The sequence below is a fragment of the Streptomyces sp. NPDC057271 genome (assembly GCF_042668715.1).
In the GTDB taxonomy this organism is placed as follows: Bacteria; Actinomycetota; Actinomycetes; order Streptomycetales; family Streptomycetaceae; genus Streptomyces.
This window is the reverse complement of record NZ_JBHUYJ010000055.1, coordinates 1-22,649: the sequence shown is the minus strand read 5'-3', so window position 1 is coordinate 22,649 and position 22,649 is coordinate 1. Positions and strand designations below refer to the sequence as shown.

Annotated in this window: 17 protein-coding genes; 5 read left to right on the top strand and 12 right to left on the bottom strand. The window is 71.3% G+C overall.

Going from position 1 to position 22,649, the window contains the following annotated elements; genetic code table 11:
- Positions 1–159 precede the first annotated feature (159 nt).
- A complete protein-coding gene (gene nrdR / locus ACFUJR_RS23875) occupies positions 160–672 on the bottom strand; it encodes a transcriptional regulator NrdR (RefSeq protein WP_383168528.1) in 513 nt (170 codons plus the stop codon).
- A 478-nt stretch (positions 673–1,150) separates the two neighbouring features.
- On the opposite strand from nrdR, the gene lexA reads away from it, so the two are divergent.
- On the top strand, positions 1,151–1,942 hold the full coding sequence (gene lexA / locus ACFUJR_RS23870; protein ID WP_383168531.1) for a transcriptional repressor LexA: 792 nt from the start codon (positions 1,151–1,153) through the stop codon (positions 1,940–1,942).
- 151 nt (positions 1,943–2,093) lie between these two features.
- On the opposite strand, the gene ACFUJR_RS23865 is transcribed toward lexA, so the two are convergent.
- From ACFUJR_RS23865 to ACFUJR_RS23845, 5 genes are all read right to left on the bottom strand, one after another.
- Positions 2,094–4,067: an ATP-dependent DNA helicase gene (locus tag ACFUJR_RS23865; RefSeq protein ID WP_383168534.1), complete on the bottom strand. Its 1,974-nt coding sequence runs from the start codon at positions 4,065–4,067 to the stop codon at positions 2,094–2,096.
- 37 nt (positions 4,068–4,104) lie between these two features.
- A complete protein-coding gene (locus ACFUJR_RS23860) occupies positions 4,105–5,988 on the bottom strand; it encodes an IucA/IucC family protein (protein WP_383168575.1) in 1,884 nt (627 codons plus the stop codon).
- 67 nt (positions 5,989–6,055) lie between these two features.
- Positions 6,056–6,856, bottom strand: a complete 801-nt coding sequence (locus ACFUJR_RS23855; protein WP_383168537.1) for a GNAT family N-acetyltransferase — start codon at positions 6,854–6,856, stop codon at positions 6,056–6,058.
- An 80-nt stretch (positions 6,857–6,936) separates the two neighbouring features.
- Entirely contained in the window at positions 6,937–8,826 is a 1,890-nt protein-coding gene (locus ACFUJR_RS23850) for an IucA/IucC family protein (RefSeq protein ID WP_383168540.1), read from the bottom strand.
- Between the two features lie 41 nt (positions 8,827–8,867).
- The gene (locus ACFUJR_RS23845; protein WP_383168543.1) at positions 8,868–10,388 is read right to left on the bottom strand and encodes a diaminobutyrate--2-oxoglutarate transaminase family protein; all 1,521 of its coding nucleotides are present in this window, start codon (positions 10,386–10,388) and stop codon (positions 8,868–8,870) included.
- A gap of 320 nt (positions 10,389–10,708) precedes the next feature.
- On the opposite strand from ACFUJR_RS23845, the gene ACFUJR_RS23840 reads away from it, so the two are divergent.
- A complete protein-coding gene (locus ACFUJR_RS23840; protein ID WP_383168546.1) occupies positions 10,709–11,884 on the top strand; it encodes a trypsin-like serine peptidase in 1,176 nt (391 codons plus the stop codon).
- A gap of 231 nt (positions 11,885–12,115) precedes the next feature.
- Positions 12,116–13,276: a trypsin-like serine peptidase gene (locus ACFUJR_RS23835; RefSeq protein WP_383168550.1), complete on the top strand. Its 1,161-nt coding sequence runs from the start codon at positions 12,116–12,118 to the stop codon at positions 13,274–13,276.
- A 139-nt stretch (positions 13,277–13,415) separates the two neighbouring features.
- On the opposite strand, the gene hflX is transcribed toward ACFUJR_RS23835, so the two are convergent.
- From hflX to miaA, 6 genes are all read right to left on the bottom strand, one after another.
- Positions 13,416–14,909, bottom strand: a complete 1,494-nt coding sequence (gene hflX / locus ACFUJR_RS23830) for a GTPase HflX (RefSeq protein ID WP_383168554.1) — start codon at positions 14,907–14,909, stop codon at positions 13,416–13,418.
- 127 nt (positions 14,910–15,036) lie between these two features.
- Positions 15,037–16,530 carry a M1 family metallopeptidase gene (locus tag ACFUJR_RS23825; RefSeq protein ID WP_383168557.1) on the bottom strand — a complete coding sequence of 498 codons (1,494 nt, stop codon included), beginning with the start codon at positions 16,528–16,530 and terminating at the stop codon, positions 15,037–15,039.
- A gap of 250 nt (positions 16,531–16,780) precedes the next feature.
- On the bottom strand, positions 16,781–18,919 hold the full coding sequence (locus ACFUJR_RS23820; protein WP_383168560.1) for a RelA/SpoT family protein: 2,139 nt from the start codon (positions 18,917–18,919) through the stop codon (positions 16,781–16,783).
- A 247-nt stretch (positions 18,920–19,166) separates the two neighbouring features.
- Positions 19,167–20,042 carry a diaminopimelate epimerase gene (dapF, locus tag ACFUJR_RS23815; protein ID WP_383168563.1) on the bottom strand — a complete coding sequence of 292 codons (876 nt, stop codon included), beginning with the start codon at positions 20,040–20,042 and terminating at the stop codon, positions 19,167–19,169.
- A gap of 83 nt (positions 20,043–20,125) precedes the next feature.
- The gene (locus tag ACFUJR_RS23810; protein ID WP_383168578.1) at positions 20,126–20,590 is read right to left on the bottom strand and encodes a hypothetical protein; all 465 of its coding nucleotides are present in this window, start codon (positions 20,588–20,590) and stop codon (positions 20,126–20,128) included.
- A 107-nt stretch (positions 20,591–20,697) separates the two neighbouring features.
- The gene (gene miaA, locus ACFUJR_RS23805; protein ID WP_383168566.1) at positions 20,698–21,636 is read right to left on the bottom strand and encodes a tRNA (adenosine(37)-N6)-dimethylallyltransferase MiaA; all 939 of its coding nucleotides are present in this window, start codon (positions 21,634–21,636) and stop codon (positions 20,698–20,700) included.
- 182 nt (positions 21,637–21,818) lie between these two features.
- Here miaA and ACFUJR_RS23800 point away from each other — a divergent pair, with 182 nt between their 5' ends.
- Together ACFUJR_RS23800 and ACFUJR_RS23795 are read left to right on the top strand one after the other, a co-directional pair.
- Complete coding sequence (locus ACFUJR_RS23800) at positions 21,819–22,133, top strand: hypothetical protein (protein ID WP_383168569.1); 315 nt, start codon at positions 21,819–21,821, stop codon at positions 22,131–22,133.
- Between the two features lie 53 nt (positions 22,134–22,186).
- A complete protein-coding gene (locus tag ACFUJR_RS23795; RefSeq protein WP_383168572.1) occupies positions 22,187–22,483 on the top strand; it encodes an antitoxin in 297 nt (98 codons plus the stop codon).
- Positions 22,484–22,649 lie beyond the last annotated feature (166 nt).

Sequence of the window (22,649 nt, the reverse complement as noted above, 5' to 3'; positions counted from 1 at the left end):
GCCGCCTCCCATATACGGGCAAAACACCCTGAAGTGCCCAGATGATTCCAGGGCACTGTCTTCCTGTCTGCTGTCACGAACGCCACTCGGGGCGCTTGCGACACGTCTCTTCGGCCGCGCACGGCCGGCCACTGCCGGACCGTCGGTCCGGCCGGCCGGTCAGTCGGCGGCGGTGGCGGGAACGGGGACCTCGGGGGTCACTCCGGTCCCGCAGTCCTCTGCGGGCTGCCGTCGCTCGCGGAGCTCCGCGACGGCGGCCTCGAAGTCGTCGAGGCTTTCGAAAGCCTTGTAAACGGATGCGAAGCGCAGGTACGCGACCAGGTCGAGTTCCTGCAACGGGCCGAGGATGGCCAGCCCCACGTCGTGGGTGGTCAGCTCGGCGCTTCCGGTGGCGCGCACCGCCTCCTCGACCCGCTGGCCGAGCTTGGCGAGGGCGTCCTCGGTCACGGGCCGCCCCTGGCACGCCTTGCGCACGCCGGAGATGACCTTGGTGCGACTGAAGGGTTCCGTGACGCCGGAGCGCTTGACCACCATGAGCGAGCACGTCTCCACCGTCGTGAAACGACGGGAGCAGTCGGGGCACTGGCGGCGGCGTCGGATCGACGTCCCGTCGTCGGTGGTGCGACTGTCGACGACACGGCTGTCGGGGTGCCTGCAGAAGGGGCAATGCATGGTTCCGACCCTCCCTCACGGCACGACTGAATAGCCTCGCCGAGCCCGTCAATGCCCCTCGAAGCGACCACCAGCATAGGCGATGCGGGCACCCCCGAGAGACGGGGGACCACAACTTCTAGGTGGCTGATGCAATCCAACCACTAGATCTGGGGTTGGGCCCGATTTCCGGCGCTTCGCGCGTGTCGCGCGGGCCTGGTGCGGAGGGCCGCCCACGAGGGTACGGGAAGCGCGCGGCTCCGCCGATTCGGGGGCCACGAGTGCGAGACTGGAGAGGCACCCCGCCCGCATCCGGGCCGACGCTGAACGGTACCGTAATGACCGAATTGCCACCGGCGCCCGGGCCTGCACATACACCCACCCGCGCACACACGTAAGGCAATCTGCGGTTTTTCACTCGAACGTGTGTTTGGCGCAACCTTTCGAAAGCCACTACCGTTGTGCCAGCGAGGGAGACCATTCGAGAGGGGCCGCCGACGTGACCACCACCGCAGACAGTGCCACCATCACTGCCCAGGACCGCTCCCAGGGCCGACTCGAGGCGGTGCATGCCATGAATGACGCAGCCATGAACGGGGACGGGGAGCCGGGTCGACCCGCGCGCTCGTTGCCCGGACGACCTCCAGGCATCAGGGCCGACAGCTCCGGCCTCACCGACCGGCAGCGCAGGGTGATCGAGGTCATCCGGGACTCGGTCCAGCGGCGAGGCTACCCGCCGTCGATGCGGGAGATCGGTCAGGCGGTGGGCCTGTCCAGCACCTCCTCCGTGGCACACCAGCTGATGGCGCTGGAGCGTAAGGGCTTCCTGCGCCGCGACCCGCACCGCCCCAGGGCGTACGAGGTCCGCGGATCCGACCAGCCGAGCACCCAGCCGACGGACACCACGGGCAAGCCCGCCGCCTCGTACGTGCCCCTCGTCGGCCGGATCGCCGCCGGCGGCCCGATCCTCGCCGAGGAGTCGGTCGAGGACGTCTTCCCGCTCCCCCGGCAGCTCGTCGGCGACGGTGAGCTCTTCGTCCTGAAGGTCGTCGGCGACTCCATGATCGAGGCCGCGATCTGTGACGGGGACTGGGTCACCGTCCGTCGGCAGCCGGTCGCGGAGAACGGCGACATCGTCGCCGCCATGCTCGACGGCGAAGCCACGGTCAAGCGCTTCAAGCGCGAGGACGGCCACGTCTGGCTGCTGCCGCACAACGCGGCGTACCAGCCGATCCCCGGCGACGAGGCCACCATCCTCGGCAAGGTCGTGGCGGTGCTGCGGCGGGTGTGACACCACCTCATCGGCTCTGACCGGGCCCCGGAACCCACTGCGCCGGTTCCGGGGCCCTGCTCTGTTCTCCTTCGGGCCTGTGCCGGCCGCCTGGGTACCGCGTGACAGCCGCGACCGAGGCCCGGCCTGTCGCCGACCGGGCCTCGGCCCGTCAGACCCCGGCTGCCTTCGAGGCGGCGTCGATCGCCGCCAGCGACTTTCGCACCTGGTTACGGTCTGTCGTGTACCAGAAGTCGGGCAGCGAAGCCTTCAGATAGCTGCCGTACCGAGCCGTGGCCAGCCGCGGATCGAGTACGGCGACGACGCCGCGGTCGCCGGTGGCCCGTACGAGACGCCCCGCGCCCTGGGCCATCAGCAGGGCCGCGTGGGTGGCGGCGACTGCCATGAAGCCATTGCCACCCGCGTCCTCGACCGCCTTCTGGCGGGCGCTCATCAGCGGGTCGTCGGGGCGCGGGAACGGGATCTTGTCCATCACGACCAGCTGGCAGCTGGCGCCCGGGACGTCCACCCCCTGCCAGAGGGAGAGCGTCCCGAACAGGCACGTCTGCGGATCCGCGGAGAAGTTCTTGATCAGCTCACCGAGCGTGTCCTCGCCCTGGAGCAGGATCGGGAACTCGGGGATCCGCGAGCGCAGCTCCTCGGCGGCAAGCTGCGCGGCGCGCATCGACGAGAACAGACCGAGCGTCCTTCCGCCCGCCGCCTGCATGAGCTCCGTGAGCTCGTCGAGCATGTCCGCACGGTCGCCGTCCCGCGCGGGGCGGGCCAAGTGCTTGGCGACGTAGAGGATGCCCTGCTTGGGGTAGTCGAACGGCGAGCCGACGTCGATGCCCTTCCACACCGGCATGTCGTCGCCCTGGGTTCCCTCGGGGGCCAGGCCCAGCGAGGCACCGACGCCGTTGAAGTCACCGCCCAGCTTCAGCGTCGCCGAGGTGAGGACGACGGACCGGTCCGCGAAGAGCTTCTCGCGCAAGAGGCCGGACACGGAGAGCGGGGCGACCCTCAGCGAGGCGCCGAAACGGTCGTGGCGTTCGTACCAGACGACGTCGTACTCGGAGCCCTGGGTGATCCGCTCGGCGACGCCGTGAACGGTCTCCACGGAGGCCAGGGCCTGCTTGCGGACGGCGTCCTCGTCCTGGACGGACTTGTCCCGAGTGGAGCCGAGGGCCGAGATCACCGCGCGCGAGGCGTCACGCAGCGCCATCAGGGCGTAGCCCAGGTCCTCCGGGATCTTCTCCAGACGGCCGGGCAGCGCCAGCTCCATCAGCCGCTCGAAGCCCTCCGCGGCGGTCTGCAGCTGGTCGGCGACCTTCTCGTCGACCAGCTTCGCGGATCGGCGGACAGCGCGGTTCACCTGGCCGGGGGTGAGTTCGCCCGTGGCGACGCCCGTGACCCGGGAGACCAGTTCATGGGCCTCGTCGACGATCAGTACTTCGTGCTGCGGCAGCACCGGGGCGCCTTCGATCGCGTCGATGGCCAGCAGCGCGTGATTGGTGACGACGACCTCGGCGAGCTTGGCCCGCTCACGGGCCGCCTCGGCGAAGCACTCCGCCCCGTACGCGCACTTGCCTGCGCCGAGACACTCCCGCGAGGAGACGGACACCTGGGCCCAGGCTCGGTCCGAGACGCCGGGCGTCAGATCGTCCCGGTCACCCGTCTCCGTCTCGTCCGACCAGTCGCGCAGCCGCAGCAGGTCCTGTCCCAGCTTGCTCGTGGGGGCGGCGGCCTCGAAGGGGTCGAAGAGACCCTCCTCCTCGTCCTGGGGCACCCCCTCGTGCAGGCGGTGGAGGCAGAGGTAGTTCGACCGCCCCTTGAGCATCGCGAACTCCGGGCGCCGCCGCAGCTGCGGGTGCAGGGCGTCGACCGTACGCGGAAGATCGCGCTCGACCAGCTGGCGCTGGAGCGCCAGCGTGGCCGTGGCGACCACCACGCGCTCACCGTGTGCCAGGGCAGGCACCAGATAGCCGAGGGACTTTCCGGTGCCGGTGCCGGCCTGGACCAGCAGGTGGGAGCTGTCGTCGATGGCCTCGGCAACAGCCTCGGCCATGGTGACCTGGCCGGGCCGCTCCGTACCGCCGACGGCGGTGACGGCGGCGTGCAGGAGGTCGGGGAGGGATGGCTTCGTCATAGCGCGTCCACCCTACGGCGCGGCACTGACAGTCGGATCACGCGAGCGGGTTCGGGACCGTTCCGTGGACGGCGGCGTGCGGCCGCTCGGGGCGGTCGCGGTAGCCGTCCAGATGCAGACGGTTGCGGTTGAGACAGAGCCGCTCGATCCGTGGGGTGAGGAGATCGAAGAGCTCGAACCGTTCCTTCAGCTCGGGGAAGCGCGCCTGGTGACGCAGGATCTCGGCCCGTACGAGGGCCCAGAAGTCGTCCTCCGGCACGGCGAGTTGTTCCTCGCAGAGGGGAGCGAGGTAACGGAAGACGCCGACGAACAGCCCTGAATGGATGAACTGGGTGAGGAACTCGGGATTCTCGGTGAGCAGGACGGCCCGGACGTCGTCCGGCATCGACTCGTGCTCGGGCAACGGGTGGGCGCTGATGTTGACGTCGTCGACGAAGTCCTTGATCGCCAGTCGTACGGGGACGTCCTGGTCGTCGTAGACGACGATGGCGTTCTCCCCGTGCGGGGAGAAGACGGTGCCGTACCGGTAGAGGAAGTGCAGCAGCGGAGGCAGCAGCGCGGCGAAGAGCCGCTGGAGCCAGACGGTGGGGGCGAGCCCGGATCGCTCGACGAGCTCGGCGACGAAGGCGCGCCCTTCCGGATCGGTGTGGAGCAGGGCGGCCAGGGTCCGGGCGTGTTCGCCGGGCGGGAGCCTGAGGGGTTCGCGCCAGATCGCGCCGAGGAGTTCCTTGTACTGGTAGGGGACCTCGGGCAGCCGGTCGTAGAGAGGGTGCTGGACGGTGACCGAGGCGACCTCGCCGAGGAGGATCACGCCGCACTCGTCGCGCAGGAACGGGTCGGCGCCCCGCAGCCCCTGGACCCAGGAGGTGACAGCGGGTGCGGCGAGGGTCCGTTCCGTGGGCAGCCCGCGCCAGACGAGGGTGTTGAGCACGGAGAGCGGCAGCTTCACCGTGTGCCGGTCGGGCCTGCTCGTGTTGAGGAAGGTACGGATGGACTGCTGGGGCACACGCAGGTCGCCGTCGGCGGGCAGGGGCACGATCGCCCCCGCGGCGACGGCGGGGGCGTAGAGCGGGAGGATGACCTCGTCCCACTGCCAGGGGTGAACGGGCAGGAGGAGATACCCGTCGGGATCGAGTCCGCGGTCCCGGAGCACCGCCCGGAACGCCTCTCCGACCTCGGCGTCCAGCTCCCGGGTGTAGAGCTGCTCGGGGGTGTGGAGGCCGGGGACTCCGCGGTAGGCGGCGAGGTCGGTGCTGACGGCGATCCAGGGGAGCCGGGCAGGGCGGCAGGCTTCGGGGGCCCAGCGCGCGGCATCGGTGGCCGAGAAGCCGATCCTGCCCTTGTTGAGGACGAGCCAGGGGTGGCCGGTCTGGTGTCCTTCGAGTTCGGCGTAGTCGAGGTCGGCGAGCCGGTCGGCGGTGAGGGCCGTCCGGTCGAGGCGGGCGTCGGCGGCGAGGGTGGTGGTGAGCTCGCGGATCAGATGGCCGAGGGTGGGGCCGTCGAGGTTCAGCAGCCGGCGGGCCCGGACGAGGAAGTCGAGCGGGTCGGTCAGCGGCTGTCCGTCCCGTGCCAGGGAGTCGGGGGCGATACGCCAGCTTCCGTAGGCACCGCGGCGGGCCGTGAAGGTCAGCGCGGAGCCGTCGTCGAGGCGCAGGAGGTACGACTGAAGGCCGTGAGCCACACCTGCGCCGCCGGGGGCTCCGTGGGCGCCGGGGGCGCCGGAGGCTCCGGGGGCTCCTGCGCCGCCGGGGGCTCCGTCGGCGTCGGGCTCCGTGCCGGACGCCGGTACGGGCTCGACGATCTCCTCGTACGCGAACTCGGCGATGGTCTTGGCGAGCAGGCGCGAGGCGGCGCGGGTCCAGGCCTCGGGGGTCAGCTCGGCCGGTGAGAGCAGTGCGGAGTCATGGGTGGCAGGGGACATCGGCACGGGGACTCCTCGGGGTGGGAACCGCTGTGGGTCGAGCGGTGTATGTAAGGCAGGGAGGCGTTCACAGGACGTGACGAAGGGCCCGGTCGCGGACCATGAGGGCGGCTCGCTTGTCGGGAAGGTCGACTTCCGCGGAGAAGCGGAAGCCGGCGCTCAAGAAGGCTGAGACGGACGGGGTGTTGCGCAGGTCGGGTTCGGCGATGACACGCGTGCCGTGCGGACGGCGGTCGAGCACCAGATCGGCGACGGCGCGGAGAAGCGCGGTACCGACACCTCGGCCTCGGTCGGCGACGCCGCCGAGGAGGAGGTGGATGCCGGTGTCGTGCGGACGGGCGGGATAGTGCCGGGCGAGCGGGTCGAGGTCGGCGCGGTAGATCTCGAAGTAGCTCATCGGTGTGGAGTCGAGGACTCCGAGGCAGGGCACGCTGCGGCCGTCGCCGTCGAGTTGCGCGCCGATGTGGGAGGCCGTGACGGTCTCGGGTCCGGAGAGTTCCCAGAAGGCGGCGACGGCCGGGTCGTTCATCCACCGCGTGATGAGGGGCAGGTCGCGGTCGAGCCTGACGGGTACGAGGCGGAACGTGCCGATGGGGGTGGTGACGGGTCCCCAGGTGGCGACCCCGTCGAGGAGGTCGCCGTGGGTGGTCGCCGTGCCCTCGCCGGCCGCGATGAGGGCGATGAGTTCGTCCGAGAGATGCAGGTCCAGAGTGTCCTCACTGCCCGTGCCGGAGGCGGGCAGAGAGCCGGTTGCGGCGGCGGGGCCCGTGTCGGCGCCAGGGGGCGTACGGACGCCTGCCCCGACGCCTGAGCCGGTACCGGTATCCGGGCTCGTGTCGGTGCCAGGACGCGCGTCGGCGGGAGGCACGGTGGTGGTCTCCTCTCGGCGGGTTCGGTCGGGTGGTGGTTTCGGCCGGCGGCGTTCGGCCGTCCGGTCGGGCGTGGTGCTCAGGAACGGAGAGGGTTGGTGATGGCGACGTAGACGGATTGGGTGTCGACGGGGCCGACGAGTTCGTCGAGGCCGTGCAGTCGGGTGAGGAGATTGGCCTTGCAGCGCAGTGTCGCGGCCTCCAGAAGCCGGTGCGGGAGTGGAGAGCCGAGGCTGGTGGCGGAGGTGAGGAACTGGCGGAACGCGGCGAGCAGGACACGTTCGTCGGCGAGGTGCTGGGAGCCGAAGGCCCCGATGAGCCCCAGGACGTTGTTGATCCCGAGGTAGTAGGCGAAGCGTTCGTCGGTGACCTGGTCGGAGACGAAGGTGTCGCTGACCACCCCGATCCCGGGGAGTCGGCTCTCCAGCTCGTCGCGGCGTGACTCGCGGAAGTAGTAGCCCTGATTGTCGCGGTAGCGGCCGCCGATGGGCCAGCCGTCGAGGTCGAGGAGCACCAGGGTGTTCTGCTGGTGGGCCTCCAGGGCTACGCCGGCCGCGCCGTCGAGCCAGAGGACGGGGCGGACGACCTGGTCGAGGTAGCGCAGGAACCACTCGGCTGCGACGGCCGTCGTGGGCCGGCCGGTGCGGGCGGCCAGGCGGGTCACGACGTCGGCGAGGCGGGAGCGCATGCGCGTGGTGCCGGGCCAGGGGCGCGGGGCGGTGAGGGCGGCGATGCAGACGGCGTCGTCCCCGGCGGCGAAGGGGTTGTGCCGGATCATCACGTCGAGCCCGGGGACGGGTTCGCCGTCCGGGGTGTCGACCGCGAGCCAGGCGGGGTCGCGGACGATGTCGAAGCCGGGGTGGGCGGCCTGCCACTGGTCGACGAGGCCGGTGCGCAGGAGCCGATGGACCTCGACGCCGCGGTGGAGTTCCTTACGGAGGTTCTCCCGGCGGGAGTTGGTGATGCGGACGCCGAGGGAGAGCTTGAGCATCGTCCGCGCGCCGGGCCGGTGCACGGTACGGACGGAGGAGGTGGGGTGCCACGCGGCTCCCGAGGGACCGAGGTCGTGGAGCAGGCCGGACGCGAGGAGGGAGGCTACGGCGGGACGGTGCGGCAGTTCGCGCGCCTGCCAGGGGTGCAGGGGCAACGGGACGGCACCCGGGGGGACGTCGAGTCCGTCGGCGAGACCCGTGGCGAGCTGGGCGGCGGTGACGGCGCGGCCCTGTTCGGTCCAGGCGGAGTCGGAGCTGAGGACCGAGGGGTCCACGGCCATCCAGTGCAGCGGGAAGGAGCCGTACAGCTCGGGTGAGTAGAGCCGGGCCTCGGCGTCGGAGAGCCCTTCGCGACTCTTGGAGGTGGGGTGGAGCGGGTGGCCGAGCAGCAGGGACTGCTCGGCGGTCAGGAAGAGGTCGGCTTCGGGACCGGGGGTCGGGCGGCGCCGACGGTCGGTGATGAAGTCGGCGGTACGGCGGGCCGAGTCGGCGACGCGGCCGACGAGTTCGATGCCTTCCGGGCGGCCGGTCTCGCGGCTGATCAGGGCGGCGACGGTGACGGCGTCGGCACGGGGGGCGGTGGGGTGCGGCCCCTCCAGGGCGGGCGGGCCGAAGCGGTGCCATCCCGTGGGCGACCAGTAGAGGACGGGAACGAGGAGGGCGGTGCCGCTGGCTTCGAGGGGGATGCGGAGAGTCGTGGAGCCCGGGGCGGGCAGGTTCTTCTCCCGTACCCAGCAGCGCAACAGGTTCTCGATGGTCGCCGCGTCGGCGGCCCGCAGCGGATCCGGGTCGTCGAGCGGGTCGTGGCGGATGTCTGCGCCACCCGCGACGGTGACCGAGGTCGAGGGCTGGGGGTCGTACGGGCCGGAGTGCTGGCGTGGGACGGTGGCCTGCTCGACTGGGATCTGCTCGACGGTGAGCGGGCCGCGGGCGGCGCTGCCGGTGTCGGACGCTTCGGAGGCGTGGCTGGCGTTCACGGCGGGGGCTTCCTTGTGAGGGTGTCCGGGATCGGTCCGGGTCAGTGGGACGGCCCGGTCGGCGCGGCCTGTCCGGTGGTTGCGGTGGTTGCGGTGGTTGTGGTGGTTCCGGCGGTTCCTGTGGTTCCGGCGGTTCCTGTGGCGTTCCTGAGATGGGCGGCGTGCGGGCGCGGACGGTGGGCTCGTTCGGCGGCGGCCAGGGCGTCGGCGAAGCGGTCGAGGACGGCCTCGGCCTGCTCGTCCGTGAGGGTGAGCGGAGGCAGGAGGCGGACGACACCCGAGTGACGGCCGCCGAGTTCGACGATGAGACCTCGGTGCAGGCACTCCTGCTGGACGGCCACGGCGAGGGCCTGGTCGACCGGTGCAGCGCCGGCGTCGTCGCCGGGGCTGTCCGGGTCCACGAGCTCGACGCCGATCATGAGCCCGCGGCCGCGTACGTCGCCGATGCAGGGGTGGGCGGCGGCGAGTCCCTGGAGGCGGCCGAGCATCCGGGCGCCCAGGGTGGCGGCGCGGTCGGCGAGCCGGTTCTCCCGTACGTACGCGAGGGTGGCCGCGCCGGCGGCCATGGCGAGCTGGTTGCCACGGAAGGTGCCCGCGTGCGCGCCGGGCTCCCAGGCGTCGAGTTCCGCCCGGTAGACGATGACCGCGAGCGGGAGGGAGCCGCCGATGGCCTTGGAGAGGACCATGACGTCGGGCACGACGCCGCTGTGCTCGACGGCCCAGAAGGCGCCGGTGCGGCCGACGCCCGTCTGGATCTCGTCGGCGATGAGCGGGATGGACCGGGCCGCGGTGATCTCCCGCATGCGGCGCATCCAGTCGTCGGGGGCGGGGATGACGCCGCCCTCCCCCTGCACCGGTTCGAGGATCATCGCGGCCGGATGCGTGACCCCGCTCTTGGGGTCGTCGATGAGGTTCTCCGTCCAGCGCGCGGCCAGCTCGGCGCCACGATCGCCGCCGACGCCGAAGGGGCAGCGGTAGTTCTGCGGGTAGGGCAGCCGGGTGACCCGTACGTCCGTCGCTCCCCCCGAGGCGTCCAGAGCACCGGCCGTCATGCCGTGGTACGCGCCGGTGAAACTCAGCAGCCCGCTGCGGCCGGTGGCCGTGCGCACGAGTTTGAGTGCGGCCTCGACCGCGTCCGTGCCTGCCGGTCCGCAGAACTGGATGCGCGCGTTGTCCGCGAGTCCGGCGGGCAGCGTGGCGAACAGCTCCGTGGTGAACGCGTCCTTGACCGGGGTGGCGAGGTCGAGGACATGGAGCGGAGCCCCGGAGTCGAGCACCTTCTTGATCGCTTCGAGGACCACCGGGTGGTTGTGCCCGAGGGCCAGGGTCCCGGCACCGGAGAGGCAGTCCAGATAGCGCCGGCCGTCGGCGCCCTCGATGGTCAGCCCTCTGGCCCGCACGGGAACGATCGGCAGTGAGCGCGCGTAGGTGCGCGCCGACGATTCGCGCAACGACTGGCGGCGCAGGATGCCTTCGAGGGCGCCCCCCTCTCCGGTCCTCCGTTCACCCTGGTGCGCCTGCGCGGCCGACGGTACGGCCGGAGCTGGTTCGGTCACGGCCACGGCTCGGTGTCCTCCCGCTGTAACAGTTGCGTTGCACATCGGCACGTTGCTCCACCCTGCGAAGGGCAGCCCTGAGCGCCTCCTCCGTGTCCCCCGTACGTACCAACGACGGGAACTGCCAAGGATCACGGGGCAATCTCAAGATCCTTGTCGTGTCCGGGATCACGGCCAGGCAACGACCGTACGAGGACCGGAACCGTGGACCTGCCCGGTACCGTCCCCTCCGGCACCGGCATAGTGGGGCCGCACTTCGGCGCCGGTCACGGCGCCATCACTGTTCACTCATGCACAAGTTGACGTAGTCCCAGGGGGATCACGAGATGCGATCGATTCGTCCGCTGCTGGCCGCGGCAGCCGCCGTCGCGGCGTTGACGCTGACGGCGACGGCCTGCGGCCCGACCGAGGAGAACGCCGGCAACAAGCCCAGCGCTCCCGCGAGCCCGTCCACCGGCGACAAGATCACGATTCCGGACGACCTCAAGGACCGGCTCAAGGAGCACGGGATCGATCTGGACAAGTGGAGGAACGGCGAGTGGAAGAACTGGGACCGCGACAAGTGGCTGCGTGAGGCGAAGGACTACGTCAACCCGATCATCGAGGACCTCTGGGACCCGGACCGGATGCGGGACGCGCAGCGGCCCGACAAGCCGGTCGAGGAGGAGGACATCTCGGGTGACAAGGGAGTGACCGACCCGACCCCCACGCCGGTCAGGGCGAAGGGTGTCCCGGCGGCGTACCACTCCAACGCCCCGGAGGCCGGCAAGGTGTTCTTCGACGGCCCCGAGGGGTCGATGGTCTGCTCGGCCACCGTCGTGAAGGACCCGGCCAACCCCGGCAAGTCCAACATGGTCTGGACGGCGGGCCACTGCGTGCACGCCGGCAAGAAGGGCGGCTGGTACCGCAACATCGCCTTCGTGCCCTCGTACAACGACAAGGCCCTCTCGACCGCGCAGCTGGAGAACGCGACCCGCGAGCAGGTCGCGCCGTACGGCGTGTGGTGGGGTGACTGGGCGCAGACCTCCGAGCAGTGGATCTCCCAGGGGGCGGCGACCGGCGGTCAGGGTGCTCCGTACGACTTCGCGGTGATCCATGTGACGCCGGAGAAGGGCAGTACCGGCAAGTCGCTGGAGGAGACGGTCGGTTCGGCGCTTCCGGTGGAGTTCAACGCTCCCGCCGTGTCGAAGATCGCGAACATGGAGGCGACCGGCTACCCCGCGGGCCCGCCGTTCGACGGCCAGAAGATGTACCAGTGCAAGGACAAGCCGGGCCGTCTCTCCGTGAAGACCGATCAGCCGACGATGTACCGCATCGGCTGCACCATGACCGGTGGTTCGTCCGGTGGCGGCTGGGTGGCCGCCGGCAAGGACGGCCGGCCGACGCTGGTGTCCAACACCTCGATCGGCCCGGTGACGGCAGGCTGGCTGGCCGGTCCGCGCCTGGGCGTCGAGGCGAAGGGCATCTACGACGAGGTCAGCAAGAAGTACGCCGGCCGATAGGGTCTTCCGTTTGGATCAGGCCGGATCAGGCACCAGGGCAGGCGAGCCCGGCACGATCCAGACGAGAGGCCCTGGGCAGCCGGTGTCCAAGGGGCGGGACCCTGCGGGGTCCCGCCCCTGTCTCCGGGCATACTCTGCACCGCAAGTGACGCGTCCATGGCAACGCGACCGTGGCATCGGTCCGTGGCGTCGCCCGGGCGCGGGAAACATCATCTGGGGGAATCTCAACTCATGCGTTCCGCACGACTCATACCGACCTTCGCCGCGCTGGCCTCGGCGCTCGCGCTGACCGCCACCGCCTGCGGCCCGACCGAGACACCGGCGGCCGACAAGCCCGCGGCGGAGACGAGTGCCCCCGCCACCGAAGGCGGCGACTCCGCACTTCCCCAGGATCTCGCCGACAAGCTGAAGAAGCACGGCGTCGACCCGGACAAGTGGAAGGACGGCGAGTGGAAGAACTGGAACAAGGACACGTGGCTCCGTGAGGCCGAGGACTTCGTCAACCCGGTGATCGAGGGGCTCTGGGACTCCCAGCGGATGCAGTCCGCCAAGAGCCCGGACCAGACGATGACCACGGCGGCCGGCGCCGGGGGCAGCGACCCCACGCCGCGGCCCGTTCGGGCCCAGCGGGAGAAGACTCCGTACCACCGCAACGCGGCGCCGGTCGGCAAGATCTTCTTCGACTCGCCCCAGGGTCACATGGTCTGCTCGGGCACGATCGTGAAGGACCCGCGCAGGCCCGGGAAGTCCAACATGGTGTGGACCGCGGGCCACTGCGTCCACGCGGGTCAGCGGGGCGGCTGGTACCGCAACATCACCTTCGTCCCGGCCTACAACGACCTCGGCAAGTCGCCGTCCGCGCTGCGCAACGCGAAGCCGCACGAGGAGGCGCCCTACGGCCAGTACTGGGCCGACTGGGCGGTGACCTCGGGCGAGTGGATCCAGCGTGGTGGGACGAACGCCGCCTGGCCGTACGACTACGCCGTGCTGCATGTGAAGCCTGCCCAGGGCAAGAAGTCCCTGGAGGAGACCGTCGGCGCCGCGCTGCCGATCGACTTCTCGGCGCCGACGGCGGCGCAGGCCGGAACGATGGGCGCCTGGGGCTACCCGGCGGCGCCTCCGTACAACGGTCTGATCATGCACAAGTGCCTGGACCGGGCGACGCGGTTCACCACGGCGCCGGCCACGCCGACCATGTACCGCATCGGCTGCACGATGACCGGCGGTTCGTCCGGCGGCGGCTGGTTCCGCGCGCTGCCGAACGGGTCGACCGCGCTGGTGTCGAACACCTCGATCGGCCCGGCCGGCGGCAACGGCTGGCTGGCCGGACCGCAGCTCGGCCGGGGCGCGAAGAACGCGCACGACATGGTGAGCAAGAAGTTCGCCCGCTGACCCGGCGTGCTTGACGCAAGGGGCTCGGACCCGGTCCGAGGCATCCGTGCCTGCCAGTCCTGAGCTCGGCGTACTCCATGCGGAAGGCCCCGCCCCCTCGTCGGGGCGGGGCCTTCCGGCTGTCGCGTGAGCGAACCGGTCAGTGAGCGGCCGGAACGTACGGCGTCAGGAACGCCGCCAGCTCCTCGTGCACACGCGCCTTGAGCAGCGTGCCCTCGGGCGTGTGCTCCTCGGAGAGCAGCTCGCCCTCGGCGTGCACCCGGGAGACGAGACCGCCTTGCGTGTACGGCACGAGTGCCTCGATCTCGACCTGTGGCCGCGGCAGCTCGGCGTCGATGAGCGCGAGCAGCTCCTCGATGCCCTCGCCCGTGCGGGCGGAGACCGCGATCGCGTGCCGCTCGACCCGCAGCAGCCGCTGCAGGACGAGAGGGTCGGCCGCGTCCGCCTTGTTGACGACCACGACCTCCGGCACGTTCACCGCGCCGACGTCGCGGAACACCTCGCGTACGGCCGCGAGCTGCTCCTCCGGAGCCGGGTGCGAGCCGTCGACCACGTGCAGGATCAGGTCGGAGTCCCCGACCTCCTCCATCGTGGAGCGGAACGCCTCGACGAGGTGGTGCGGCAGATGCCGTACGAACCCGACGGTGTCGGCCAGGGTGTACACCCGGCCGCTGGGCGTCTCGGCCCGGCGCACGGTCGGGTCGAGGGTGGCGAACAGGGCGTTCTCCACCAGCACGCCCGCGCCGGTCAGCCGGTTGAGCAGGGAGGACTTGCCCGCGTTGGTGTAGCCGGCGATGGCGACCGAGGGCACCTTGTGACGGCGCCGCTCCTGCCGCTTGATGTCACGGCCGGTCTTCATCTCCGCGATCTCCCGGCGCATCTTCGCCATCTTCTCGCGGATCCGACGCCGGTCTGTCTCGATCTTGGTCTCACCGGGACCACGGGTGGCCATGCCGCCACCGCCACCGCCGCCCATCTGGCGGGAGAGCGACTGACCCCAGCCTCGCAGTCGCGGCAGCATGTACTGCATCTGCGCGAGCGCGACCTGCGCCTTGCCCTCTCGGGACTTGGCGTGCTGGGCGAAGATGTCGAGGATCAGGGCGGTCCGGTCGACCACCTTCACCTTGACGACGTCTTCGAGGGCGATGAGCTGGCCGGGGCTGAGTTCGCCGTCACAGACGACGGTGTCGGCGCCGGACTCGAGCACGATGTCCCGCAGCTCACGGGCCTTGCCGGAGCCGATGAAGGTCGCCGGGTCCGGCTTGTCACGGCGCTGGATCACGCCGTCGAGCACCAGGGCACCCGCCGTCTCGGCGAGGGCGGCGAGCTCCGCGAGGGAGTTCTCCGCGTCCTGCACGGTCCCCGAGGTCCATACGCCGACCAGCACGACGCGCTCCAGGCGCAGCTGCCGGTACTCGACCTCGGTGACGTCCTCGAGTTCGGTGGAGAGGCCCGCCACGCGCCGCAGGGCGGCGCGCTCGGAGCGGTCGAACTGATCGCCGTCCCGCTCTCCGTCGATCTCGTGGCTCCAGGCGACGTCCTCTTCCATCAGGGCATCGGCCCGAAGGCTCTCGGTGCGGCTCGCGTCCGCGAAGCTCTGCTCGTCCTGGGAAGGGGATGAAGAGGAGGTCATTTGATCCTTACGTCGATGGGAAGTGGTTGCGTCGATCACAACGTGTGACGGCACGGAAAGATTCCCGGGCCGGCCGCGTCGTCGACCTGACGATGGTGACACGGTCGGCCCGAGCCCGTCATCCGGGTTACCGAGCCTTCGCGGCGCCGCGCGCCTCGCCCGCCGGGCGAGAGCGCCAGTCCGGGTGGCCGGGCATCGGCGGGGTCTTCTCGGCATACAGCCATCCGGCGAAGAAGGACGTGAGGTCACGCCCGGCGACGTCGGAGGCCAGCGCGGTGAAGTCGGCGGTGGTGGCCGTGGCGTCCCGGTGCTCACTCACCCAGCGACGCTCCAGATCCTGGAAGGCCTCGGTACCGATCTCCTCGCGCAGCGCGTAGAGGACGAGCGCGCTCCCGTCGTACACGACCGGCCGGAAGAGGCTGATCTTCTGCCCGGGCGTGGGCGGCTCGGGTGCGGCGGGCGGTCCGCCGTCCGCGCGCCAGGCGTCGGAGGAGGCGTAGGCGGCCTTCATGCGCCGCTCCATGGACTGCCCGGCGGTCTCCTCCGCGTACAGCGCCTCGTACCAGCTGGCGTGCCCCTCGTTGAGCCACAGGTCGGACCAGGTGCGGGGCGAGACGCTGTTGCCGAACCACTGGTGGGCCAGCTCATGGACCATGATCGAGTCGACGTACCACTCCGGGAACCCGGGCTCGGTGAAGAGCCTTCTCTCGAAGAGAGACAGGGTCTGGGTCTCCAGCTCGAAGCCCGTGGCCGCGTCGGCGACCAGCAACCCGTAGGTCTCGAAGGGGTAGCGGCCGACCTGGTCCTCCATCCACTCCATGTGGGCGGGAGTGCGCTTGAGCCAGGGCTCCAGGAGGTCCCGGTCGGCTGTGCGGACGACGTCCCGCAGCGGCAGGTCGTGCGGGCCCGCGCGGTGGACGACGGTCGTGCGGCCGATGGAGACCTGGGCGAGTTCGGTGGCCATGGGGTGGGCCGTGCGATAGGTCCAGGTCGTGGTGGGTCCGTCGATGGTCCGGCCCGCCGGAAGGCCGTTGGCGACGGCAGTGAGCGTACTGGGCGCGGTGATCCGGAACGTGAAGAAGGCCTTGTCGGAGGGGTGGTCGTTGGAGGGGAAGACCCGGTGGGCGGCGTCGGCCTGGTTGGCCATGGCGAGGCCGTCGCCGGTGCGGATCCAGCCACCGGCGTCGGCAGGGCCGGTGGGGTCGCTGGTGTGGGTGACGGCGATGGTCATCGATTCGCCGCTCTCCGTCGCCGTGACGGGGGTGATCACCAGGTCCTCGCCGCTGGGCTGGAAGGTCGCGGGCGCCCCGTCGACCGTGACGGACTCGACCGTCCCGTGCGTGAAGTCCAGGTTGATGCGTTCCAGGTCGGCCGTGGCCACGGCCTCGATCCGGGTCACGGCGGCGAGCGGTTCGGTGTTCTCACCCGGATACGTGAGGGAGATGTCGTACGAGAGGACGTCGTAGCCGGGGTTGCCGAGGTGAGGGAAGAGCGGGTCTCCGATGCCGAGAGGCGTCGGCGCGGGGAGGGCGGCGGCGACGAGCCCGGCCGACGCGGCGACGAGGACGGCGGCGCGCATCCACCGCGCGCGTGGGGAGGGGTTTCGGGGTGTGAGCGGCATGGGCTACGGCTACCAGTGCCACCACCGGTCCCCCGGACGGCGCGCTCACCCGCCACCCGAAGGGGTCACCCCCGTGCTGACGTCATCCCTGTGCCCCGTCGCCCCCTGTGTCGCGCCATACCCGTGCCCCGCAACCCCCTGTGCCGTGTCATCCCCGTGCCGCGCCGTCCCCGTGCCGTGTCATCCCCGCCCGCGCCGTCCCTGTGACGTCACCGCTGCGCCGACGACGTCTGTCCCGCGCGCGCCGACGTCACTCGTCGTGCGTGGCGGGGTGCCGGGCGCGGCTCACGTCGTACACCCCCGGGACGTCACGCATGGCCCTCATCAGGGCGGGCAGTCCGGCCGCGTCCGGGAGTTGCAGGGTGTACGTGTGCCGGACGCGCTGTTCGCTCGGGGGCTCGACGGTCGCCGAGACGACGGCGACGCCCTCGCCGGCGATGGCCTCGGTGAGGTCGGCGAGGAGACGGGGCCTGCCGAAGGCCTCGGCGACGAGCGTGACGCGGCACTCGGCGGTGTCGCCCCAGCGGACGGTGACGGGTGCGCGCCCCAGGCGTCTCATCGTGCCGACGGCTGCGCAGCCGATGCGGTGCACGGTGACGGATCCGCCCCGCACCTGGAAGCCGGTGATCGCGTCGGGGGGCACGGGGGTGCAGCAGCCGGCCGGGCGTACGGCGGCGGTCGGAGCGCCGGGAAGGTCGGCGTGGAGCTTGGCGCCCGAACGCCGGTCGGCGGTGACGGAGGCCGGTGGCCTCGGGTCGGCCTCGGGCGCCCGGACGGCTTCCGGGTGCGCCTGCAGCCAGGCGGTGATCGCGATCCGCGCAGCGGGTGTACGGGCATGCTCCAGCCACTCGGGAGACGGCCCCGAGGCGGCGTCCTGGGTGAGGAGCAGCTGGACGGTGTCGCCGTCGTTCAGAACCGTACTGAGCGTTGCAAGGCTGCCGTTGACGCGCGCGCCCAGGCATCCGTGGGCGGCGGCTCCGTGCTGGGCGTACGCGGCGTCGACGCAGCTCGCCCCGGCCGGCAGGCCGAGTGTGCCGCCGTCGGCGCGGAAGACGGTGATCTCCTGGTCCTCGGCGAGGTCGGCGCGCAGCGAGGTCCAGAAGGTGTCGGGGTCGGGGGTGGACTGCTGCCAGTCGAGGAGCCGGGAGAGCCAGCCGGGGCGGGTGGGGTCGGCGCGCTCGCCCTCGTCGGCGGGTTCGACACCTTCACCGCCCGTCGGGGGTGTGTACGGGTTGCCCAGGGCGACGACGCCGGCCTCGGCGACCTTGTGCATCTGGTGCGTACGGATGAGGACTTCGGCGACGGCCCCGTCCGGGGCGGCGACGGCGGTGTGCAGCGACTGGTACAGGTTGAACTTGGGAGCCGCGATGAAGTCCTTGAACTCGGAGATCACCGGGGTGAAACAGGTGTGGAGTTCACCGAGGACGGCGTAGCAGTCGGCGTCCTCGGCCACCAGGACGAGGAGCCGTCCGAAGTCGCTCCCCCGCAGCTCGCCGCGCTTGAGGCGGACGCGGTGGACGGAGACGAAGTGCCGTGGACGGACGAGGACTTCGGCGCCGATGTCCGCCTCGCGCAGGACTGCGGCGACGCTGTCGGCGATGGTGGCGAGGGCGTCGCCGGCGCCGGTGTTCCCGGCGATGAGGGCGCGGGTGTTCTCGTACTCCTCGGGGTGGAGGATGGCGAAGACGAGGTCCTCCAGCTCGGTCTTCAGCGCCTGGACGCCGAGCCGTTCGGCGAGCGGGATGAGGACGTCACGGGTCACCTTGGCGATCCGGACCTGCTTCTCGGGGCGCATCACGCCGAGGGTGCGCATGTTGTGGAGGCGGTCGGCGAGTTTGATCGACATGACGCGGACGTCGTTGCCGGTGGCGACGAGCATCTTGCGGAAGGTCTCGGGTTCGGCGGCGGCGCCGTAGTCGACCTTCTCCAGCTTGGTCACACCGTCGACGAGATAGGCGACCTCGTCGCCGAACTGCTCCCGCACCTGATCGAGCGTCACCTCTGTGTCCTCCACTGTGTCGTGGAGCAGTGCGGCGGTCAGCGTCGTGGTCTCGGCGCCGAGTTCGGCGAGGATCAGGGTGACCGCGAGCGGATGGGTGATGTACGGCTCACCGCTCTTGCGGAACTGTCCGCGGTGCGAGGACTCGGCCAGGACGTACGCGCGGCGCAGCACGGCCAGGTCGGCGTCCGGGTGGTGGGCCCGATGGGCCTCCGCCACATGACCGATGGCGTCCGGCAACCGGTCCCTGGTCGTGGGGCCGACCAGGGCCGCACGGCCCAGCCGGCGGAGGTCGAGCCTCGCGCGCGCCGCGCGGCCGCGGCTGCGGCTGGGAGCGTCGGGACCCACGGCCTCCGCTGCGCTCACAGGGTCGGTGGCCTCTGCACTCATGGGGCACCTCCGGCGACGTCGACCGGCGGTGGACGGGCAAGGCGTGCCCGCGGGGCCGGTGCTTGATGCTACCGACCCCACCACGTGGCGCAGTGCCGCTCTCGCCCAGCGTGAAACGGATCACCCATTCGAGCGAAGGATCAGTCGTTGACTGTTTCGAATGTGTCCGTCGGGTGTGTTCGGTGCTTACCGATGCCGGTCTCGGCACCGCGGTGTCGACGTACCCCGGTGTCGAGATCTCCGAGGCTCAGTGGCCGCCGAGCCAGGCCGGGTCGATCGTGCCTTCGGCGACGATGACGGCCGGACCGGTCATCTCCACCTCGCCGTCGGGGTGCTCGGTGATGGTCAGCGACCCGCCGAGGACGTCCACGGTGTACGCGACGGGCTCACCGCTCACGGCGGGGTCGAGGCCGTCCCGGCGGGCGGCGGCCACGGCGACGGCGCAGGCGCCCGTGCCGCAGGAACGGGTCTCGGCGGCACCGCGCTCGTGTACGCGCATGGCCACGTGGCGCGCCCCCCGGTCGGCGACGAACTCGATGTTCACACCGTCGGGGAAGACCTCGGCCGGGGCGTACGGGGGCTCGGTGAACAGGTCGCCGGCGTGGTCGAGGGACTCGACGAACGCGACGGCGTGCGGATTGCCCATGTTCACGTTGCGGGCGGGCCAGCTGCGGCCGTCGACGGTGACGGTGACGCCTTCCTCGGGCAGCCGGGCGCGGCCCATGGAGACGGTGACGGAGCCGTCCTTGTCCAGGTGGGTGTGCTTGACCCCGCTGCGCGTGGCGATGGCGACCTCGCCGGCCGTGACGTGCCCGGCGTGCTCCAGATAGCGGGCGAAGACACGGACGCCGTTGCCGCACATCTCGGCGACCGAGCCGTCCGCGTTGCGGTAGTCCATGAACCACTCGGCCTCGCCGGCCATGGCACGGGCCTCGGGGTGGGCCGCGCTGCGGACGACGCGCAGCACACCGTCACCGCCGATTCCGGCCCGTCGGTCGCAGATCCGCGCGATGGCGGCGGCCGGAAGGTCGATGGCGTTGTCGGCGTCCGGGATGATCACGAAGTCGTTCTCGGTCCCGTGGCCCTTGAGGAAGGCGATGGCTGGGGTCTGTGTGCTGGTCACGGGATCAACTGTACGGGTCAGGTCGGACAGTCGCCCGAAGATCCACCCCTCGGGCGAGGTGACCTCAGGGGTGACCGGTGACCTCAGCGGAGGCGGGCGACGCGCCAGACGGCCAGGGCTACCAGGAGCGCGCTGAAGAACACGTACAGGGCGATCACGCGCCAGTTCGGCCGCTCACCGGAGCCGCGGGCCGGGAGCCCCGGCCAGGCTGATCCGACCCTGCGGGCGGCCATCATGCCCCAGCCGGCCGCGCAGGAGCTGATCAGCAGGCCGAGCATGGCGACGACGGCGCCGCCGTCGCCGGACCCGAAGGCCAGGGGGAAGGCGAACATCAGCGAGCCGAGGGCGGCGAGGCCCACGATGGGTGCGAGCTGCCAGATCCGGAGGCGGCGTTGCGGCCGGAGCTCGACCTCGACCTCGTCGGGGTCGACCTCGACGGACGTGCCTTCGGCGTCGTCCGGACCGTCCGGGCTCAAACCGGGCGCTTCACCCGGAGCTTCGCCCGTGACCGCTTCGTGCTGTTCTCTGTCGCGAGGGCCGGCCTCCATCGCCACGCGCCCTCCCACTCGGACTCCACTTGGTCGATCGATGCTCGATGATGGCACGCCAGAGACCCCTGGAATGACGGGCGTGGCGTCCCGATGCCATCACGTGATCAGGCTGTGACCGCTCGTTCGACCAACGTCAGCGCCTTTCGCGGGAGTTCCCCGCGGTCTTCCGCCGCTCCACTCAGCCAGTGGACCCGCGGGTCGCGCCGGAACCACGAGTCCTGGCGGCGCGCGAAGCGCTTGGTGGCGCGTACGGTCTCCGCGCGCGCCTCGTCCTCCGCGCACTCCCCCGCGAGCGCCGCGAGCACCTGCTGGTAGCCGAGCGCGCGGGCGGCCGTACGCCCCTCCCGCAGTCCTCGCGCCTCCAGGGTGCGCACCTCGTCCACGAGTCCGTCCTCCCACATCCGGTCCACGCGCGTGGTGATGCGCGCGTCGAGCTCGGGGCGGGCCACATCGACGCCGATCTGCACCGTGTCGTAGACCGGGTCCGGGCCGGGCAGGTTGGCCGTGAAGGGCTTGCCGGTGATCTCGATGACCTCCAGGGCCCGGACGATGCGGCGGCCGTTGCTGGGCAGGATCGCGCGGGCGGCCTCGGGGTCGGCCTCGGCGAGGCGGGCGTGCAGGACGCCGGAGCCCCGCTCCTCCAGCTCGGCCTCCAGGCGGGCGCGGAGGGCCGGATCGGTGCCCGGGAATTCGAGCGCGTCGATGGCGCCGCGTACGTACAGTCCGGAGCCGCCGACCAGGATCGGGGTACGGCCCTCGGCGAGCAGGCGGTCGATCTCGGCGCGCGCGAGGCGCTGGTACTCGGCGACGCTGGCGGCCTCCGTCACGTCCCAGATGTCGAGGAGGTGGTGCGGGATGCCGCCGCGCTCTTCGAGCGTCAGCTTGGCGGTACCGATGTCCATCCCTCGGTAGAGCTGCATCGAGTCGGCGTTGACGACCTCGCCGCCCAGTTGCTGGGCGAGGAATACACCCAGATCGGACTTTCCGGCCGCTGTGGGACCGACGACGGCGATGACCCGCGGGGCGGGAGCTGCACTTCTCACCGTCACAGTCTCGCAAACCTCTCGACCGGTCCCCGAACGAGCGACGTGACGGCCCGCAACCGGGTTCGTTGCCAGTTGCGAGGTTCCGACCGCCGGTTTCCGTACCGGCTGCACCGGGTGGCGCAACAGGGCGCCCCGGGCGCCGCGGGGCTTTTCCCACACGAGTACGCTATGGAGTGGAAATGGGCGTTTTTGCAATGTTTCGGCGGAAGGGCAAGGAAGCTGCCGAGGCGTCGACGGAGGAGGCCCAGGCTGTCGTCGTGACGGACGCACCGGAGGAGGCGGAGGCCGGGGCGCGGAGCGACGAGACCACCGGGGCCGGGACGAAGGACGGGGCCGAGGGGGGCTCGACCGACCAGTCGGCCGACGTGTCGGAGGCGGGCGACGGGGAAGCCGTGACGGAGGTCGCCGAGGCCGTGGAGGTCGTGGAGATTCCGAAGCAGCAGTCTGCGGAGGAGGCCGCGGACAACGAGGCCGGAGAAGGCGCCCGGAAGTAGAGGTACCTGGCGACAGGGCCTGGCAGAAGGACTCACCGGAGGGAAGGTGACCCATGGGTCTCCTGGATTCACTGAAGGCCAAGCTCGCCCCGGCGAAGGACAAGGTCTCGGATCTCGCGCAGCAGCATGAGGCCAAGATCGACCACGGCCTGGAGAGGGCCGCGAAGGTGGTCGACGAGAAGACCAAGGGCAAGTACAGCGCCAAGATCGAGTCGGGCACCGGCAAGGCCAAGGACGCCCTGGGGCGGATCGCCCACAAGGACGACGGCGGCACCGCGGGCCCGGGCACGGTTCAGGGCGACGGCCAGGGTCCCACGCCGCCGAAGCCGCCCACCCCACCGGCCGCCTGACGCCTCCACGCCTGGCGTCACCGCCTGGCACGACCGCCTGGCGTCAACCGGACGGCCCCTCCCGCACGGCGGACGGCCGCGGAGCACGATGCTCCCCGGGCGTTCCCCCTTTTTCCCCCCCCCCCCCCTAGAGAGGGAGAAGGGGTGAGAGGGTGTCCGGCAAGGG

What these genes read in the sequence shown, in the direction of transcription:
- nrdR (WP_383168528.1), bottom strand. Translation starts at nt 672, where the DNA reads ATGCATTGCCCCTTCTGCAGGCACCCCGACAGCCGTGTCGTCGACAGT.
- ACFUJR_RS23865 (WP_383168534.1), bottom strand. Translation starts at nt 4,067, where the DNA reads ATGACGAAGCCATCCCTCCCCGACCTCCTGCACGCCGCCGTCACCGCC.
- ACFUJR_RS23860 (WP_383168575.1), bottom strand. Translation starts at nt 5,988, where the DNA reads ATGTCCCCTGCCACCCATGACTCCGCACTGCTCTCACCGGCCGAGCTG.
- ACFUJR_RS23840 (WP_383168546.1), top strand. Translation starts at nt 10,709, where the DNA reads ATGCGATCGATTCGTCCGCTGCTGGCCGCGGCAGCCGCCGTCGCGGCG.
- ACFUJR_RS23835 (WP_383168550.1), top strand. Translation starts at nt 12,116, where the DNA reads ATGCGTTCCGCACGACTCATACCGACCTTCGCCGCGCTGGCCTCGGCG.
- hflX (WP_383168554.1), bottom strand. Translation starts at nt 14,909, where the DNA reads ATGACCTCCTCTTCATCCCCTTCCCAGGACGAGCAGAGCTTCGCGGAC.
- ACFUJR_RS23825 (WP_383168557.1), bottom strand. Translation starts at nt 16,530, where the DNA reads ATGCCGCTCACACCCCGAAACCCCTCCCCACGCGCGCGGTGGATGCGC.
- ACFUJR_RS23820 (WP_383168560.1), bottom strand. Translation starts at nt 18,919, where the DNA reads ATGAGTGCAGAGGCCACCGACCCTGTGAGCGCAGCGGAGGCCGTGGGT.
- ACFUJR_RS23810 (WP_383168578.1), bottom strand. Translation starts at nt 20,590, where the DNA reads ATGGAGGCCGGCCCTCGCGACAGAGAACAGCACGAAGCGGTCACGGGC.
- ACFUJR_RS23800 (WP_383168569.1), top strand. Translation starts at nt 21,819, where the DNA reads ATGGGCGTTTTTGCAATGTTTCGGCGGAAGGGCAAGGAAGCTGCCGAG.
- ACFUJR_RS23795 (WP_383168572.1), top strand. Translation starts at nt 22,187, where the DNA reads ATGGGTCTCCTGGATTCACTGAAGGCCAAGCTCGCCCCGGCGAAGGAC.